14 protein-coding genes and 4 tRNA genes are annotated in these 17,403 nt (G+C 35.5%); all 18 read left to right on the top strand.

Annotated features, from left to right (window positions below; genetic code table 11):
• The first annotated feature begins 112 nt into the window (after nucleotides 1–112).
• The 18 genes from BXU11_RS10880 (at nucleotide 113) to rpoC (ending at nucleotide 17,322) form a co-directional block, all read left to right on the top strand.
• Nucleotides 113–1,060 (top strand): helix-hairpin-helix domain-containing protein, encoded by a 948-nt coding sequence (locus BXU11_RS10880; RefSeq protein WP_223253724.1) that lies wholly within the window; start codon nucleotides 113–115, stop codon nucleotides 1,058–1,060.
• A gap of 27 nt (nucleotides 1,061–1,087) precedes the next feature.
• Nucleotides 1,088–2,257 carry an acyl-CoA dehydrogenase family protein gene (locus BXU11_RS10875; RefSeq protein ID WP_078212553.1) on the top strand — a complete coding sequence of 390 codons (1,170 nt, stop codon included), beginning with the start codon at nucleotides 1,088–1,090 and terminating at the stop codon, nucleotides 2,255–2,257.
• A 161-nt stretch (nucleotides 2,258–2,418) separates the two neighbouring features.
• On the top strand, nucleotides 2,419–2,616 hold the full coding sequence (gene rpsU / locus BXU11_RS10870) for a 30S ribosomal protein S21 (RefSeq protein WP_024982054.1): 198 nt from the start codon (nucleotides 2,419–2,421) through the stop codon (nucleotides 2,614–2,616).
• A 28-nt stretch (nucleotides 2,617–2,644) separates the two neighbouring features.
• Nucleotides 2,645–3,583 (top strand): tyrosine-type recombinase/integrase, encoded by a 939-nt coding sequence (locus tag BXU11_RS10865; protein ID WP_369803206.1) that lies wholly within the window; start codon nucleotides 2,645–2,647, stop codon nucleotides 3,581–3,583.
• A 36-nt stretch (nucleotides 3,584–3,619) separates the two neighbouring features.
• On the top strand, nucleotides 3,620–3,922 hold the full coding sequence (gene hpf, locus BXU11_RS10860; RefSeq protein WP_024982056.1) for a ribosome hibernation-promoting factor, HPF/YfiA family: 303 nt from the start codon (nucleotides 3,620–3,622) through the stop codon (nucleotides 3,920–3,922).
• Between the two features lie 89 nt (nucleotides 3,923–4,011).
• A tRNA-Thr gene (locus BXU11_RS10855) sits at nucleotides 4,012–4,085 on the top strand.
• 45 nt (nucleotides 4,086–4,130) lie between these two features.
• Nucleotides 4,131–4,211: transfer RNA gene (locus BXU11_RS10850), tRNA-Tyr, on the top strand.
• A 67-nt stretch (nucleotides 4,212–4,278) separates the two neighbouring features.
• A tRNA-Thr gene (locus BXU11_RS10845) sits at nucleotides 4,279–4,350 on the top strand.
• 54 nt (nucleotides 4,351–4,404) lie between these two features.
• The gene (tuf, locus tag BXU11_RS10840; RefSeq protein WP_024982057.1) at nucleotides 4,405–5,589 is read left to right on the top strand and encodes an elongation factor Tu; all 1,185 of its coding nucleotides are present in this window, start codon (nucleotides 4,405–4,407) and stop codon (nucleotides 5,587–5,589) included.
• Nucleotides 5,590–5,644: 55 nt separating this feature from the next.
• Nucleotides 5,645–5,715, top strand: a tRNA-Trp gene (locus tag BXU11_RS10835).
• Nucleotides 5,716–5,738: 23 nt separating this feature from the next.
• Nucleotides 5,739–5,936, top strand: a complete 198-nt coding sequence (secE, locus tag BXU11_RS10830) for a preprotein translocase subunit SecE (protein ID WP_024982058.1) — start codon at nucleotides 5,739–5,741, stop codon at nucleotides 5,934–5,936.
• 10 nt (nucleotides 5,937–5,946) lie between these two features.
• Complete coding sequence (gene nusG / locus BXU11_RS10825; RefSeq protein ID WP_024982059.1) at nucleotides 5,947–6,498, top strand: transcription termination/antitermination protein NusG; 552 nt, start codon at nucleotides 5,947–5,949, stop codon at nucleotides 6,496–6,498.
• Nucleotides 6,499–6,564: 66 nt separating this feature from the next.
• Complete coding sequence (gene rplK / locus BXU11_RS10820) at nucleotides 6,565–7,002, top strand: 50S ribosomal protein L11 (RefSeq protein ID WP_024982060.1); 438 nt, start codon at nucleotides 6,565–6,567, stop codon at nucleotides 7,000–7,002.
• Between the two features lie 13 nt (nucleotides 7,003–7,015).
• The gene (gene rplA, locus BXU11_RS10815) at nucleotides 7,016–7,705 is read left to right on the top strand and encodes a 50S ribosomal protein L1 (protein ID WP_024982061.1); all 690 of its coding nucleotides are present in this window, start codon (nucleotides 7,016–7,018) and stop codon (nucleotides 7,703–7,705) included.
• A 22-nt stretch (nucleotides 7,706–7,727) separates the two neighbouring features.
• Nucleotides 7,728–8,228 (top strand): 50S ribosomal protein L10, encoded by a 501-nt coding sequence (gene rplJ, locus BXU11_RS10810; RefSeq protein ID WP_024982062.1) that lies wholly within the window; start codon nucleotides 7,728–7,730, stop codon nucleotides 8,226–8,228.
• An 88-nt stretch (nucleotides 8,229–8,316) separates the two neighbouring features.
• Nucleotides 8,317–8,685: a 50S ribosomal protein L7/L12 gene (gene rplL, locus BXU11_RS10805; RefSeq protein ID WP_024982063.1), complete on the top strand. Its 369-nt coding sequence runs from the start codon at nucleotides 8,317–8,319 to the stop codon at nucleotides 8,683–8,685.
• Nucleotides 8,686–8,950: 265 nt separating this feature from the next.
• Complete coding sequence (gene rpoB, locus BXU11_RS10800) at nucleotides 8,951–12,763, top strand: DNA-directed RNA polymerase subunit beta (RefSeq protein ID WP_078212552.1); 3,813 nt, start codon at nucleotides 8,951–8,953, stop codon at nucleotides 12,761–12,763.
• A 248-nt stretch (nucleotides 12,764–13,011) separates the two neighbouring features.
• Nucleotides 13,012–17,322 (top strand): DNA-directed RNA polymerase subunit beta', encoded by a 4,311-nt coding sequence (rpoC, locus tag BXU11_RS10795; RefSeq protein ID WP_024982065.1) that lies wholly within the window; start codon nucleotides 13,012–13,014, stop codon nucleotides 17,320–17,322.
• Nucleotides 17,323–17,403: the final 81 nt, after the last annotated feature.

Here is a 17,403-nt window from a genome sequence, read left to right as displayed (position 1 = left end):
TTAGTTATTAAGTTTCAAATGTATTGTTTTTTATAAAAAATAAAAAAAATATCTCATTTTACCTTGCTTTATTTTAGATTATCAGAATCTTTTCTGATAAACTTTTGGTTAAATGGATGGTAAAGAAAGTGTTTTGTTTGAAATCAATTCCCTTTTTTCTATTTTTAACATTAATTCATTAGTGCTTTCAATCATGTTTAAAAACAATTTCTCCTTTTTTTCATTTTCAAGCGGGCAAAGAAAAGGAATTTTTGCTTTGGTTATTGTTATAGTTTTGTTACAATTTATGTATTGGTTTGTCGATTTTACTCCAGATAAGTCAAGTGATTTAACTAAAAACAAGTGGCTTTCTTTGCAAGATACTATTTCTACTTTCAATGAATTCTCCACTAAAACCTCAAAAATGTATGCTTTTAATCCAAATTTTATATCCGATTTTAAAGGCTACAAATTAGGAATGTCTGTTCAAGAAATAGATAAACTTCACGCTTTTCGCCAAAAAGATAAATATGTAAATTCAGCCGAAGAATTTCAACAAGTAACTGGTGTTTCTGATTCGTTGTTGCATGCTATAGCTCCTTTTTTTAAGTTTCCTGATTGGATTACCCATCCCAAGAAAGCGAATGGTTATAAAAAATATACAAGTGTTGCATCTCGTAAGCTAAAAAAAGACATCAATCTGGCCACTCTTGAGGAATTGATCAAAGTTTATGGTGTAGGTGATGTGATGGCGAATCGAATCATTACGCATAGAAATACTTTAGGAGGATTTGTCTCGATGGAACAATTAAATGAAGTTTGGGGCTTGAAGCCTGAGGTGATAAGTGAAATTGAAACTAGTTTTTCTATAACGAGGCTTCCGTCTTTGAGTTTGATCGATATAAATAATGCTTCTCAAAAGGAACTGTCACAATTTTATTACTTCAAATATTCGCTGGTTAAACAAATATTAATTTCTAGAAGTATGAATGGTGATTTTGTTAATATTGAGGATTTGTCAAAAATCAAAGGTTTTCCTGTAGATAAAGCTAAAATAATTGCATTATATTTGAAGTTCTAAAAAAAAAATAAATAAAAAGCACATTTTATGAATTCAGTATATTTTTCAGAAGAACATGATTTATTTAGAACGAGTTTGAGAGACTTTTTGCAAAAAGAAGTGGTTCCACATATTGAGAAATGGGAAAAAACAGGAACTATTGATCGTTTTATTTGGAAAAAATTTGGAGAGATGGGTTTTTTTGGAATTTCTTATCCCGAGGCATATGGAGGATTAAACTTGGATTTGTTTTACACCGTTATTTTGTTAGAAGAGTTGCAAAAAATTAAATCTTCAGGTTTTGCAGCTGCTATTTGGGCTCATGCTTACCTTGCGATGACGCATTTAAATGCTGAAGGTGATGAAAGAATTAAAAAAGACTATTTGGTGCCAAGTATTGCTGGAGAAAAGATAGGTGCATTGTGCATTTCTGAGCCTTTTGGTGGCAGCGATGTTGCTGGTATGAAAACTACTGCAGTAAAAAATGGTGATACTTATATAATTAATGGTTCAAAAACGTTTATTACTAATGGTGTCTATGCGGATTATTATATAGTAGCTGCAAAGACGGATCCTAATCTTGGTAATAAAGGCATTAGTATATTTTTGATGGATACGGCTTCAAAAGGAGTCTCGGCTACTAAACTTGATAAATTGGGTTGGCGAGCATCAGATACTGCTGAAATTGCATTTGATAATGTGGAAGTGCCTGTGGCTAACTTAATGGGTGTGGAAGGAAAAGGTTTTTCTTATATCATGCAGCATTTTGCCTTAGAGCGTTTGATTATGGCAATCAATGCACATGCTAGAGCTGAATATGCTATTGATTACACTATAGATTATATGTCTCATCGCGAAGCTTTTGGGATGAAAATCAGTAAGTTTCAGGCTTTACGACATACTCTTGTAGAACATGCAACTGAGGTTGAGCATTGTAAAGTTTTCAATTATGCTGCTGTAGCGCGTCTTGATAAAGGCGAGTATGTGGTAAAGGAAGCAACAATGGCAAAATTGAAATCTACAAAAGTGGCCGATGAAACTATTTATAGTTGTTTGCAAATGCTAGGAGGTTACGGCTATATGGAAGAGTATCCATTGGCACGCTTGTTTAGGGATAGTCGTCTAGGGCCTATTGGAGGAGGGACGTCAGAAATCTTAAAAGAGATTTTAGGAAAAATGATTATTGATAATCAAAATTATGAACCTGCAGTGAAATAATATTTCTCCATAATCAAGTTAGAAGGATAACAGTTGGATTTTAGTTTTTAGAGTGAAGGGACTTTGTTTGTGCTTAGGGTAAAAAAAAATCATGATTTATGATTCATAATTAATAATTAATACTTACTTTTGCGCACTTAACGAAAGGGGGTGATAAAATTATGTTAATTATACCAATTAAAGACGGAGAAAATATCGATAGAGCATTAAAGCGCTATAAAAGAAAATTTGACAAAACTGGAACTGTTCGTCAATTAAGAGCGCGTACTGCTTTTATAAAGCCATCAGTTATCAATAGAATGAAGTTTCAAAAAGCAGCTTACATTCAAAACATGAAAGACGGATTAGAGAATATCTAATACTTTTTTATAAAAATTATAACCGTTAGTGATTAAAGTTAATAACTTTGATGCTAACGGTTTTTTTTTGTTTACTATGGTTTTAAATAAAATAGCATTTCGAGAGTATTTAGCTTTGGAGAAAAAGTATTCGGTGCATACGCAAAAAGCATATGTAGAAGATGTGGATGCTTTTGAAGGATTTTTGGAGCAAACTGCGGTAGATGTTCGATTGGAAGATGTGGCTTATGGTCATATAAGAAGTTGGGTAGTTTATTTGGTGGACTCAGGTGTGGCTAATGTTACGGTGAATAGAAAAATAGCTTCTTTAAAAGCTTTTTATAAGTTCTTGATAAAGTCAAAACAGCTTCAGATAAGTCCTTTGGTGAAACATAGGGCATTGAAAGTGGTTAGGAATGTTCAGATTCCTTTTTCAGAAAAAGAAATGAAGGTGGATGATGGTTTAGGGTTGATGGGTTTTGAAGCGATCAGAAATAGGTTGATGGTGGAGATGTTTTACGTTACGGGAATGCGAAGGTCTGAATTGATTGAATTGCGGTTGGCTAATGTTGATTGTGAGGAGGGGTTGGTTAAGGTTTTTGGGAAAAGAGATAAAGAGCGATTGGTTCCTTTGTTAGATGCTGTGATTGATTTGATTCGTTTGTATCTTGTTGAGAGGGAGAGTTTGGAAGTGGTGTTGGATGAGGATTATTTTTTTCTGTCGACCAAAGGGTTAAAATTAAGTCAATCTTTTGTCTATAGAACAATTAATTTGTACTTTAGTAAAGTATCTGAAAAGGTAAAAAAGAGTCCTCATGTGTTAAGGCATTCCTTTGCTACACACATGTTGAATAATGGGGCTGATTTAAATTCAATTAAAGAATTATTGGGCCATTCTAGTTTAGCGTCTACTCAGGTTTATACCAATAGTAGTTTGGCAGAGCTTAAAAGAGTGTATAAAGAGGCGCATCCAAGAAATAGGAAATAGTTTAAAAACTCAAGTTTAACCCAAAATGTAATGATTATGAAGGTAAATGTTCATGCAGTTAACTTTACTGTAGACAAAAAGCTAGTAGACTTTGTTCAAGTGAGAATGGATAAGTTGGAAAAGTACTATGATAAAGTGGTTTTTTCTGATGTATTTATGAAGGTAGAAAAGACTAGTGAAAAGGAGAATAAAATTGTAGAGCTTAAGATTAATGTCCCAGGAGACGATTTTGTAGTTAAAAAACAGTGTAAGAGTTTTGAAGAAGCGGTTGATTTGGCAGCAGAATCAGTCGAGCGTTTGCTGGTAAAAAGGAAAGAAAAAATAAGATCTCATATTTAATTCAAATTTTTTTTAAAAAATGTTTTGATTAAGAGATAAAATCTATACATTTGCAGTCCGTTAGAAATAGCGGGCTTTTTTTAATATTTGCCAGCGTAGCTCAGTCGGCTAGAGCAGCTGATTTGTAATCAGCAGGTCGTGGGTTCGAGTCCCTCCGCCGGCTCAAGTTTTTCTTAAAAAAAATAGGTTCTTTAAAGTAATGGGTTAAGGGGAGATACTCAAGCGGCCAACGAGGGCAGACTGTAAATCTGCTGTGTGAACTTCGCAGGTTCGAATCCTGCTCTCCCCACAAATTATAGAATAATGATTATTGATGTAGAGTTTTTTAAGCTTTAAACTTCTTAATTAAGGATTCTGCCGACTTAGCTCAGAGGTAGAGTGCTTCCTTGGTAAGGAAGAGGTCACGGGTTCAATTCCCGTAGTTGGCTCAAGTAAGTAGGAAATTGAAATAAATATATAACTAAGATTAAAAATTAAGTAAAATGGCAAAGGAAAATTTTAACCGTAACAAGCCCCATTTGAACATTGGTACAATTGGGCACGTGGATCACGGAAAAACTACATTAACTGCTGCAATTACGAAAGTATTGTCTGACGCAGGTTACTGTCAAGCAAAATCATTTGATCAAATTGATAATGCTCCAGAAGAGAAAGAAAGAGGTATTACAATTAACACTTCTCACGTAGAGTACGAAACGGCTAACCGTCACTACGCTCACGTTGACTGTCCAGGTCACGCGGATTACGTTAAGAACATGGTTACTGGTGCTGCTCAAATGGACGGTGCTATTCTTGTTGTTGCTGCTACTGATGGACCAATGCCACAAACTCGTGAGCACATCCTTTTAGGACGTCAGGTTGGTATTCCAAGAATCGTTGTATTCATGAATAAAGTGGATATGGTTGATGATGCTGAGTTGTTAGAATTAGTTGAGATGGAAATCAGAGACTTATTATCTTTCTACGAGTATGATGGAGATAACGGTCCAGTTATTCAAGGTTCTGCTTTAGGTGGATTGAATAATGATGCTGCTTGGGTTCCTAAAATTCTTGAATTAATGGAAGCTGTTGATGCTTGGATCGAAGAGCCAGAAAGAGATGTTGCAAAACCTTTCTTGATGCCTGTTGAAGACGTATTCTCAATTACTGGTCGTGGAACTGTAGCTACAGGTCGTATCGAAACTGGTGTTGCTAATACTGGAGATCCAGTTGAAATCATTGGTATGGGAGCTGAGAAATTAACTTCTACTATTACTGGAGTTGAGATGTTCCGTAAAATCCTTGATAGAGGTGAAGCAGGAGATAACGTTGGTATCTTGTTAAGAGGTATTCAAAAAGAAGATATCAAAAGAGGAATGGTAATCTGTAAACCAGGTTCTGTTAAGCCTCACGATCACTTCAAAGCTGAGGTGTATATCTTGAAAAAAGAAGAAGGTGGACGTCACACTCCATTCCACAATAACTACCGTCCACAATTCTACGTACGTACAACTGACGTAACTGGTATTATTTCTTTACCAGCTGGTGTAGAGATGGTTATGCCTGGAGATAACTTAACTATTGAAGTTAAATTATTAAGCGAAATTGCATTAAACGTAGGTTTACGTTTTGCTATCCGTGAAGGTGGTAGAACTGTTGGAGCAGGTCAGGTGACTGAAATCCTATAGTTTTAAGCTATAATTGATATAATGAGCCAGTAACTTTATTGGTACTGGCTTAACTACGGGCGTAGTTCAAGGGTAGAATAGCGGTCTCCAAAACCGTTGATGGGGGTTCGAATCCCTCCGCCCGTGCAAAATAAACACACAGTATAAATATGGCAAAAGTTGTTAATTACATTTCAGAGGCATTTGAAGAATTGAAATCAAATGTTACTTGGCCAGCTTGGGCTGAGGTTCAACGTCTAACAATTGTTGTTGCTGTTTTTTCAGTGCTATTCGCTTTGGCGACATGGGGAGTAGATGAAATGTTTGCAAAAGCATTAGAAGGATTTTTTAACTGGTTGAAAGCATAAATTTCTTGGGATGACTGAAAATAATTTAAAAAAGTGGTATGTCGTTCGTGCGGTAAGCGGGCAAGAAAATAAAGTAAAAGCCTATATCGAGACTGAAATCGCTAGATTAGGGATGGAGGATTATGTATCTCAAGTATTGGTTCCTACTGAAAAAGTAGTGACTGTAAAGGAAGGAAAGAAAATTGCAAAAGATAAAGTTTATTTTCCTGGGTATGTAATGATAGAAGCAAACTTGGTTGGTGAAGTACCTCATATTATTAAGTCTATCACAAGTGTTATTGGGTTTTTAGGAGAAATTAAAGGCGGTGAGCCGGTTCCTTTAAGGATTTCAGAGGTGAATCGAATGCTAGGAAAAGTTGATGAGTTAACTGTAAATACAGATACTCGTGCAATTCCTTTTAGTGTTGGTGAAACGATTAAGGTTATTGATGGTCCTTTCAATGGTTTCAATGGTACCGTTGAGAAAATCAATGAAGAAAAGCGTAAACTTGAAGTTATGGTGAAAATTTTCGGAAGAAAAACACCTTTGGAATTGAGTTTTATGCAAGTAGAAAAAGTATAATTTTTGTTACACTATAATAACCACTGCAATCGCTTCCAATGATTGCCGTGTTAAATTTTTTAAAAAATGGCTAAAGAAATTAGTAAGGTAGTTAAACTACAAGTTAAGGGAGGTGCTGCGAATCCGTCGCCACCGGTTGGACCTGCTTTAGGAGCTGCTGGGGTTAATATCATGGAGTTCTGTAAGCAATTTAATGCTAGAACTCAAGATAAACCTGGCAAAATATGCCCAGTACAAATTACTGTGTATAAAGACAAATCATTTGATTTTGTTGTAAAAACTCCTCCAGCAGCTGTTCAGTTATTGGAAGCTGCAAAGCTAAAATCTGGTTCAGGAGAGCCTAATCGTAAAAAAGTAGCTAGTGTTACTTGGGAACAAATTAGAGCTATTGCTGAGGACAAAATGCCTGACTTAAATGCATTCACTATGGAGTCTGCTATGAGTATGGTTGCTGGAACAGCTAGATCTATGGGTATAACTGTATCAGGAGATTCTCCTTTTTAATTAAGAGAAAAACATGGCAAAATTGACAAAAAAGCAAAAAGAGGCTGCTTCAAAAATTGAAAAGAACAAATTGTACTCTTTGAAAGATGCTGCTGCATTGATTAAAGAAATTGCTTCTGCAAAATTTGATGAGTCTGTTGATATCGCAGTTCGTTTGGGTGTTGATCCAAGAAAAGCGAATCAAATGGTGAGAGGTGTTGTAACATTACCTCATGGAACTGGTAAAGATGTAAAAGTATTAGCATTAGTTACTCCAGATAAAGAAGCAGAAGCTACTGCAGCTGGAGCTGATTACGTAGGTCTTGATGACTATTTACAAAAAATTAAAGATGGTTGGACAGATGTTGATGTTATCATCACTATGCCTGCTGTTATGGGTAAATTAGGTCCATTAGGGCGTATTTTAGGACCTAGAGGTTTAATGCCAAACCCTAAAACAGGTACTGTAACTATGGATGTTGCAAAAGCTGTTGCTGAGGTAAAAGCTGGTAAGATCGACTTTAAAGTTGATAAAACTGGTATTGTTCATGCAGGAATTGGTAAAGTTTCTTTTGGAGCTGAGCAAATTTATGACAATGCGCACGAAATTATTCAAACATTAATCAAACTTAAGCCAACTGCTGCTAAAGGTACCTATATTAAAGGTATTCACCTTACAAGCACTATGAGTCCTGCTATTGCATTGGATCCAAAAGCAGTATAATTGGTAGTTAATAATTTTTAGTATGACTAGAGAAGAAAAATCAATCGCGATTGAAGAATTAACTGCACAGTTAGCTGGTACAAACATTGTATATGTATCTGATATTTCTGGATTAAATGCAGAAACTACTTCAAACTTGAGAAGAGCTTGTTTTAAAGCAGGTATTAAATTAGAGGTTGTAAAAAATACTTTGCTTGCAAAAGCAATGGAAGCTTCTGATAATGATTATGGTGATTTACCATCAGTTTTGACTGGTAACAGTGCTATCTTTATTTCAGATGTTGCAAATGCACCTGGTAAAATTATCAAAGATTTCAGAAAAAAATCAGCAAAACCTGTATTAAAAGGAGCTTATATTAACTCTGAAATTTATATTGGTGATGATCAATTAGATGCTTTAGCTACAATTAAATCTAAAGAAGAGCTTATTGGTGAAATCATTGGATTATTACAATCACCAGCTCAAAGAGTTATTTCTGCTTTACAAAATCAATTCGCTAACAGCGAAGAGACTGGGGCATAATACTCAAAACAAGGGTTATCCTTGTTGCTTATTTAGCGCACAATAAATAAATTATATTTTTACAAATCATTTTAAAACGATAGAAAAAATGGCAGATTTGAAACAATTCGCAGAACAATTGGTTAACTTAACTGTAAAAGAAGTTAACGAATTAGCAACAATATTAAAAGATGAGTACGGAATCGAACCAGCTGCTGCAGCTGTAGTAGTTTCAGGTGGTGGAGAAGCTGCTGCTGAAGAAGCTCAAACAGAATTTACAGTTGTATTGAAAGAAGCTGGAGCTTCTAAATTAGCTGTAGTTAAATTGGTAAAAGAACTTACAGGTTTAGGTTTGAAAGAAGCTAAAGATGTAGTTGATAGTGCTCCAAGCAACGTTAAAGAAGGTGTTTCTAAAGAAGAGGCTGAAGGTCTTAAAAAATCTTTAGAAGAGGCTGGAGCTGTAGTTGAGCTTAAATAGTTAAACTCAGTTTTGAGAACTAGGTTTAGGTCTTGGATTAAGTTCCAATGACCTAAACCCTTTTTCGTATAATAAAAATATCCGTTTTATTATCAAATAGTTTAAAATACAAGAGTGTTTTTTAAATCAATACGAAGAAAGAAAATTTAAAAAGAGTATACTCTTATTTTATTTTTAAAGAGGTATTGATTCAAAAAGAAAGTATAGTTTAAACAGTGTTTTACACAAAAAAATTACTTTTTTTTAATCAAAATTTTGTCCATAGATGTTAACAAATCAGACTGAAAGATTGAATTTTGCCTCCACAAAAAATATTCCTGACTATCCAGATTTTCTAGATGTTCAGGTAAAGTCGTTTAAAGATTTTTTTCAATTAGAAACTAAATCTGACGAAAGAGGCAACGAAGGTTTATACAATACCTTCATGGAAAACTTTCCAATTACAGACACAAGAAATAACTTTGTATTGGAGTTCCTAGATTATTTCGTAGATCCACCACGTTATACCATTCAAGAGTGTATTGAAAGAGGACTTACTTATAGTGTGCCTTTAAAAGCAAGATTAAAACTATATTGTACAGATCCTGAACACGAAGATTTTGAAACTATCGTTCAAGATGTTTATCTTGGTACAATACCTTACATGACGCCAAGTGGTACATTTGTAATTAATGGTGCTGAACGTGTTGTAGTTTCTCAATTACACCGTTCTCCTGGTGTTTTCTTTGGACAGTCCTTCCATGCTAATGGAACTAAATTATATTCTGCCAGAGTAATTCCTTTTAAAGGTTCATGGATAGAGTTTTCTACTGATATCAATAGCGTAATGTATGCTTATATCGATAGAAAGAAAAAATTACCTGTTACTACTTTATTCCGTGCGATTGGTTTTGAAAGAGACAAGGATATCCTTGAAATTTTTGACCTTGCTGAGGAAATTAAAGTTTCTAAAACAGGTCTTAAAAAATACATCGGAAGAAAATTAGCGGCTCGTGTATTGAATACATGGCACGAAGATTTCGTAGATGAGGATACTGGTGAAGTAGTATCTATTGAACGTAACGAAATTATTTTAGATAGAGATACTATTATCGATAAAGATAATGTTGAGGAAATTATCGATTCTAATGTGAAGTCTATTTTGTTACACAAAGAAGATAACAATTTAGTAGATTATTCTATTATTCATAATACTTTACAAAAGGATCCAACCAACTCTGAAAAAGAAGCTGTTGAGCATATCTATAGACAATTACGTAACGCTGAACCGCCTGATGAAGAAACGGCTCGTGGTATTATTGATAAATTGTTTTTCTCTGACCAACGTTACAATTTAGGTGAAGTAGGTCGTTATAGAATTAATAAAAAATTAGGTCTTGATACCCCAATGGAAAAGCAAGTGCTTACCAAAGAGGATATCATTACTATCGTTAAATATTTGATCGAATTGATCAACTCAAAAGCTGAGATTGATGATATTGATCACTTATCAAACCGTCGTGTTAGAACAGTTGGTGAACAATTGTCACAACAATTCGGTGTTGGTTTAGCTCGTATGGCTAGAACCATTAGAGAGCGTATGAACGTTAGAGATAACGAGGTGTTTACACCTATCGATTTGATCAATGCAAAAACATTATCGTCGGTAATCAATTCTTTCTTTGGAACGAATCAGTTATCTCAGTTTATGGATCAAACGAATCCATTGGCCGAGATCACGCACAAGCGTAGACTTTCTGCTCTAGGACCAGGTGGTCTTTCAAGAGAGAGAGCTGGTTTTGAGGTTCGTGACGTTCACTATACGCACTATGGTCGTTTATGCCCTATTGAAACTCCTGAGGGACCAAACATTGGTTTGATTTCTTCTCTTGGTGTTTATGCGAAAGTAAACGGAATGGGATTCATTGAAACGCCTTACCGTAAGGTAACGAATGGTGTAGTTGATTTAGAATCAACTCCTGTTTATCTTAGTGCAGAAGAAGAAGAAGGTATGATGATTTCTCAAGCAAACATTGAAATGGATGCTACTGGAAAAATCACTGCTGATAACGTTATTGCAAGACAAGAAGGTGATTTCCCAGTTATTGAGCCTACTCAAGTTGATTATGCTGACGTTGCTCCTAATCAGATTGCATCGATTTCAGCTTCGTTAATTCCTTTCTTGGAGCATGATGATGCGAACCGTGCGTTGATGGGATCTAACATGATGCGTCAAGCAGTACCTTTGATTCGCCCAGAAGCTCCTATTGTAGGAACTGGTTTAGAGCGTCAAGTAGCTTCAGATTCTCGTGTTTTGATTAATGCTGAAGGAGATGGAGTTGTAGAATATGTAGATGCAAACATCATAACTATCAAATATGACCGTTCTGAAGAAGAAAGAATGGTGAGTTTTGAGGCTGATGAAAAAACATATAATTTAATTAAATTTAGAAAAACCAACCAAGGAACAAGTATCAACTTGAAACCTATCGTAAGAAAAGGGGACAGAGTTACTCTTGGTCAAGTTTTATCTGAAGGATATGCTACTCAAAATGGTGAATTAGCCTTAGGTCGTAACCTTAAAGTGGCGTTTATGCCATGGAAAGGATATAACTTTGAGGATGCGATTGTAATTTCTGAAAAAGTAGTTCGTGATGATATTTTTACTTCTATTCATATTGATGATTATTCATTAGAAGTTAGAGATACTAAATTAGGTAACGAGGAATTGACTAATGATATTCCTAACGTTTCTGAGGAAGCGACTAAAGATTTGGACGAAAATGGTATGATCAGAATTGGTGCCGAGGTAAAACCTGGTGATATTTTGATTGGTAAGATTACTCCAAAAGGAGAATCAGATCCAACTCCAGAAGAAAAATTACTTCGTGCTATCTTTGGTGACAAAGCTGGTGATGTAAAAGATGCTTCATTAAAAGCGTCTCCTTCATTACACGGTGTTGTTTTAGATAAAAAATTATTTGCAAGAGCGGTAAAAGATAAACGTAAACGTACACAAGATAAAGATGCTTTAGGCGCTTTAGAAATGGAGTTTGAAGTTAAATTTGTTGAATTAAAAGACAGATTGATTGAAAAACTTTTCTTGATCGTTAATGGAAAAACGTCTCAAGGTGTAATGAATGATTTGGGTGAAGAAGTATTACCAAAAGGTAAAAAATACACTCAAAAAATGCTTTATGCTGTTGAAGATTTTGCTCACTTAAGTAAAGGTCAATGGGTTGCAGATGATGTAACTAATAAAATGGTTAATGATTTAATTCATAACTATAAAATTAAATTGAACGATTTACAAGGAGCATTACGTAGAGAGAAATTCACGATTACTGTTGGTGATGAATTGCCATCTGGAATCTTGAAATTAGCAAAAGTGTATATCGCTAAAAAACGTAAATTGAAAGTTGGGGATAAAATGGCGGGTCGTCACGGTAACAAAGGTATTGTTGCTCGTATCGTTCGTCATGAGGATATGCCTTTCTTGGAAGATGGAACGCCTGTTGATATCGTATTGAATCCACTTGGGGTACCTTCACGTATGAACATCGGTCAGATTTATGAAACTGTTTTAGGATGGGCTGGAATGAATTTGGGTAGAAAATTTGCTACTCCAATTTTCGATGGTGCTTCGTTAGATCAAATCAATGCTTTGACAGATGAGGCTGGTGTACCACGTTTTGGACATACACACCTTTATGATGGTGGTACTGGAGAACGTTTCCATCAAGCAGCAACTGTGGGGGTAATTTACATGTTGAAATTAGGTCACATGGTTGATGATAAGATGCACGCACGTTCTATCGGACCATACTCATTAATTACGCAACAACCTTTAGGTGGTAAAGCGCAATTTGGAGGTCAGCGTTTTGGAGAGATGGAGGTTTGGGCATTAGAAGCGTATGGAGCTTCTAGTACACTTAGAGAAATCTTAACAGTGAAGTCTGATGATGTAATTGGTAGAGCTAAAACTTACGAAGCTATCGTTAAGGGCGAAACTATGCCAGAACCAGGATTGCCAGAATCTTTCAATGTATTGATGCATGAGTTGAAAGGTCTTGGACTTGACTTGCGTTTAGAAGAATAACAAAAAGAATGTAGTCAGCTTCAATTAAATTGGAGCTGATTACTCATTTATAGAAGTTTTTAGGATTTATACCCGTAAACCGTTCCGATTTTTTATATGAATGTTCATATAACTAGCACTTCAGAGAGAAGTTTTGAGAAGTAAGTCGTGGTAATAGAGCTTAATGAGTCGAGTTTTTTAAATTAAAATACTTGTACTCATCAATCTAAAATCAATTTTTAATTGCAAATAAATCAATAGTAAAAACTATGATGAATAATAGAAACAACAATAAAGATAAGAATCCTGTAAAAAGATTCAATAAAATTTCGATAGGATTGGCCTCTCCTGAGTCTATTTTGAAAGAGTCAAGAGGAGAAGTTTTGAAGCCTGAAACTATCAACTACAGAACGCACAAACCAGAACGTGACGGTTTGTTTTGTGAAAGAATTTTTGGTCCAGTTAAGGACTTTGAATGTGCTTGTGGTAAATATAAAAGAATCCGTTACAAAGGAATTATCTGCGACCGTTGTGGTGTAGAAGTTACGGAAAAGAAAGTAAGAAGAGATAGAGTAGGGCATATCAATTTGGTAGTGCCTATTGCGCATATCTGGTATTTCCGTTCTTTGCCAAATAAAATTGGTTATATCTTAGGATTACCTTCTAAAAAATTAGACATGATTATTTACTACGAGAGATACGTAGTAATTCAAGCAGGTATTGCTAAAAATGCCGAAGGCGAATCGTTGAAACGTCTTGATTTCTTAACTGAAGAAGAGTATTTGAATATTTTAGATACCCTTCCAATGGAAAACCAATATTTAGATGATTTTGATCCTAATAAATTTGTTGCCAAAATGGGAGCAGAGTGTATTATGGATTTGTTAGCGCGTATTGATTTAGATGAGTTGTCATACAGCTTGCGTCATAGTGCGAATAACGAAACATCTAAACAACGTAAAACGGAAGCGTTAAAAAGATTACAAGTGGTTGAGTCTTTCAGAGAATCTAACTTGAACCGTGAAAACCGTCCTGAATGGATGATTATGAAAGTAGTTCCAGTTATTCCACCTGAATTACGTCCTTTGGTGCCGCTAGATGGTGGTCGTTTTGCAACTTCTGATTTAAATGACTTGTATCGTCGTGTAATCATTCGTAACAATCGTTTGAAAAGATTAATGGAGATTAAAGCTCCTGAAGTAATCTTGAGAAACGAAAAACGTATGTTGCAAGAATCTGTAGATTCATTATTTGACAATACTAGAAAAGCTTCTGCAGTTAAAACAGAATCGAATCGTCCATTAAAATCTTTATCTGACTCGTTAAAAGGGAAACAAGGTCGTTTCCGTCAAAACTTATTAGGTAAACGTGTGGATTATTCTGCTCGTTCGGTTATTGTTGTAGGACCAGAGTTAAAATTATTCGAATGCGGATTGCCAAAAGATATGGCAGCTGAATTGTTTAAACCTTTTGTGATTCGTAAATTAATCGAAAGAGGTATTGTAAAAACAGTTAAGTCGGCTAAGAAAATTATTGACAAAAAAGAGCCAGTGGTTTGGGATATTCTTGAGAATGTAATCAAAGGACATCCTGTATTGCTTAACCGTGCTCCTACTTTGCACCGTTTAGGTATTCAAGCATTCCAGCCAAAATTAATTGAAGGAAAAGCGATCCAATTGCACCCATTAGTATGTACGGCGTTTAACGCGGATTTTGATGGGGATCAGATGGCAGTTCACTTGCCATTAGGACCAGAAGCAATTTTGGAAGCGCAATTGTTGATGTTAGCGTCACATAATATTTTGAACCCTGCCAATGGTGCTCCAATTACGGTACCATCTCAGGATATGGTTTTGGGTCTATATTATATGACCAAAGAGCGTTTAACTACTCCTGAATTAACCATTTTAGGTGAAGGCTTAACTTTCTATTCTGCTGAAGAGGTGAATATCGCTTTGAATGAAGGTAGATTAGAGTTGAATGCTAGAGTTAAAATTAGAGCAAAAGATTTTAATGAAAATGGTGAATTAGTTTACCAAATCATTCAAACTACTGCAGGACGTGTATTATTTAATGAAGTAGTGCCTGAAGCTGCAGGATATATCAATGATGTATTAACTAAGAAAAACTTAAGAGATATTATCGGTCACGTATTAAGCTCGACTGATGTACCTACTACAGCTGCCTTCTTGGATAATATGAAGAACATGGGTTATAAGTTCGCTTTCAAAGGGGGTCTATCTTTCTCTTTAGGTGATATTAGAATTCCAGAACAAAAAACAAAATTAATTGCTGATGCAAGAGAGCAAGTAGAAGGTATTTCTGCTAACTACAACATGGGTCTTATTACCAATAACGAACGTTACAACCAAGTTATTGACGTATGGACTTCTGCCAATGCTCAATTGACAGAATTAGCAATGAAAAATATTAGAGAAGACCAACAAGGTTTCAACTCGGTGTATATGATGCTTGACTCTGGGGCGAGGGGTTCTAAGGAACAGATTCGTCAGTTAACTGGTATGCGTGGTTTGATGGCTAAGCCTAAAAAATCTACTGCTGGTGGTGGAGAGATTATTGAAAACCCGATTCTTTCTAACTTTAAGGAAGGTCTTTCGATCTTAGAGTACTTTATCTCTACGCACGGTGCTCGTAAAGGTCTTGCGGATACGGCGTTGAAAACGGCAGATGCTGGATACTTAACACGTAGATTACATGACGTTTCTCAAGACGTAATTGTAAACATCGAAGATTGTGGTACCTTAAGAGGTGTTGAAGTTTCTGCTTTGAAGAAAAATGAGGAAATCGTTGAATCTTTAGGAGAAAGAATTCTAGGTCGTGTGGCTTTACAAGAAGTTGTGAATCCATTAACTAACGAAGTTTTGGTTAGTGCAGGTCAACAAATTACCGAAGCAATCATGAAAGCGATCGAAGCTTCTCCAGTAGAAAGAGTAGAAGTACGTTCGCCATTAACTTGTGAAGCTTTAAAAGGAATTTGTGCAAAATGTTACGGTAGAAACTTAGCTACCGGTAAGATGACCCAAAAAGGTGAAGCTGTTGGTGTTATTGCTGCACAGTCTATTGGTGAGCCAGGTACACAGTTGACATTGCGTACATTCCACGTTGGAGGGGTTGCTGGAGGTATTTCTGAAGATTCTAGTATTATTGCTCGTTTTGGAGGTAAACTTGAAATTGAAGATTTAAAAACAGTTAAAGGAGAAGATAACGAAGGTAATGCAGTTGATATCGTGGTTTCTCGTTCTACTGAATTGAAATTAGTAGACGAAAAGACCGGAATTTTATTAAGTACACACAATATACCTTACGGTTCTAGTATTTATGTAGCCGATGGTCAATCTGTTGCTAAAGGTGAAGTAATTTGTAAGTGGGATCCATATAATGGTGTTATCGTTTCTGAATTCACTGGTAAAATTGCATACGAAGATTTAGAGCAAGGACAATCGTTCATGGTTGAAATCGATGAGCAAACTGGTTTCCAAGAAAAAGTAATTTCTGAGTCAAGAAACAAAAAATTAATCCCAACTTTATTGGTTTACGGTAAAGATGGTGAATTGATCCGTTCTTACAACTTACCAGTAGGTGCTCACTTAATGGTAGATAACGGGGAGAAAATTAAAGCAGGTAAAGTATTGGTAAAAATTCCACGTCGTTCTTCTAAATCAGGCGATATCACGGGAGGATTACCTAGAATTACAGAGTTGTTAGAAGCTCGTAATCCATCTAATCCAGCTGTAGTTTCTGAAATTGACGGGGTAGTTTCTTTTGGAAAAATCAAAAGAGGTAACCGCGAAATTATCATCGAATCTAAATTTGGTGATGTTAGAAAATACTTGGTGAAATTATCAAGCCAGATTTTGGTTCAAGAAAATGACTTCGTTAGAGCAGGTGTGCCATTGTCTGATGGTGCTATTACTCCAGATGACATTTTGAGAATTCAAGGTCCAGCTGCGGTACAACAATACTTAGTGAATGAAATTCAAGAGGTGTACCGTTTACAAGGGGTAAAAATCAATGACAAACACTTTGAGGTGGTTATCCGTCAAATGATGCGTAAAGTAAGAGTTCAAGATCCAGGAGATACTTTATTCTTAGAAGATCAATTGATTCATACCAAAGATTTTATCGTTCAAAATGATAATCTTTACGGAATGAAAGTGGTGGAAGATGCAGGTGATTCTGCAGTATTGAAACCAGGTCAAATCGTTACTCCACGTGAGTTGCGTGATGAAAACTCTTTATTGAAACGTACCGATAAAAACTTGGTAGTAGCTCGTGATGTTATAACAGCAACTGCTACTCCAATTTTACAAGGTATTACAAGAGCATCGTTACAAACGAAATCATTTATCTCTGCTGCTTCTTTCCAAGAAACAACTAAAGTGTTAAACGAAGCTGCAGTTGCAGGTAAAATTGACTACTTAGAAGGATTGAAAGAAAATGTAATTGTAGGTCATAGAATTCCTGCAGGTACTGGTATGAGAGAGTATGACAATACCATTGTGGGGTCAAAAGACGACTACAATGATATGATGGCTAACAAAGAAGAGTACATATACTAATTTTTAGTAATTAGCAGATAGCAAAAAGTGATTAGTCTTTTGGCTAATCACTTTTTGCTATTATTGCGTTACTAATCATTG

The organism is Flavobacterium sp. LM5 (genome assembly GCF_002017945.1).
GTDB classification, from domain to species: domain Bacteria; phylum Bacteroidota; class Bacteroidia; order Flavobacteriales; family Flavobacteriaceae; genus Flavobacterium; species Flavobacterium succinicans.
This window is presented reverse-complemented; position numbering and strand designations above follow the sequence as displayed.

Excerpts from the sequence above, each read along its gene's own strand:
- BXU11_RS10880 (WP_223253724.1), top strand. The coding sequence starts at position 113 with ATGGATGGTAAAGAAAGTGTTTTGTTTGAAATCAATTCCCTTTTTTCT.
- BXU11_RS10875 (WP_078212553.1), top strand. The coding sequence starts at position 1,088 with ATGAATTCAGTATATTTTTCAGAAGAACATGATTTATTTAGAACGAGT.
- rpsU (WP_024982054.1), top strand. The coding sequence starts at position 2,419 with ATGTTAATTATACCAATTAAAGACGGAGAAAATATCGATAGAGCATTA.
- hpf (WP_024982056.1), top strand. The coding sequence starts at position 3,620 with ATGAAGGTAAATGTTCATGCAGTTAACTTTACTGTAGACAAAAAGCTA.
- tuf (WP_024982057.1), top strand. The coding sequence starts at position 4,405 with ATGGCAAAGGAAAATTTTAACCGTAACAAGCCCCATTTGAACATTGGT.
- secE (WP_024982058.1), top strand. The coding sequence starts at position 5,739 with ATGGCAAAAGTTGTTAATTACATTTCAGAGGCATTTGAAGAATTGAAA.
- nusG (WP_024982059.1), top strand. The coding sequence starts at position 5,947 with ATGACTGAAAATAATTTAAAAAAGTGGTATGTCGTTCGTGCGGTAAGC.
- rplK (WP_024982060.1), top strand. The coding sequence starts at position 6,565 with ATGGCTAAAGAAATTAGTAAGGTAGTTAAACTACAAGTTAAGGGAGGT.
- rplA (WP_024982061.1), top strand. The coding sequence starts at position 7,016 with ATGGCAAAATTGACAAAAAAGCAAAAAGAGGCTGCTTCAAAAATTGAA.
- rplJ (WP_024982062.1), top strand. The coding sequence starts at position 7,728 with ATGACTAGAGAAGAAAAATCAATCGCGATTGAAGAATTAACTGCACAG.
- rplL (WP_024982063.1), top strand. The coding sequence starts at position 8,317 with ATGGCAGATTTGAAACAATTCGCAGAACAATTGGTTAACTTAACTGTA.
- rpoB (WP_078212552.1), top strand. The coding sequence starts at position 8,951 with ATGTTAACAAATCAGACTGAAAGATTGAATTTTGCCTCCACAAAAAAT.
- rpoC (WP_024982065.1), top strand. The coding sequence starts at position 13,012 with ATGATGAATAATAGAAACAACAATAAAGATAAGAATCCTGTAAAAAGA.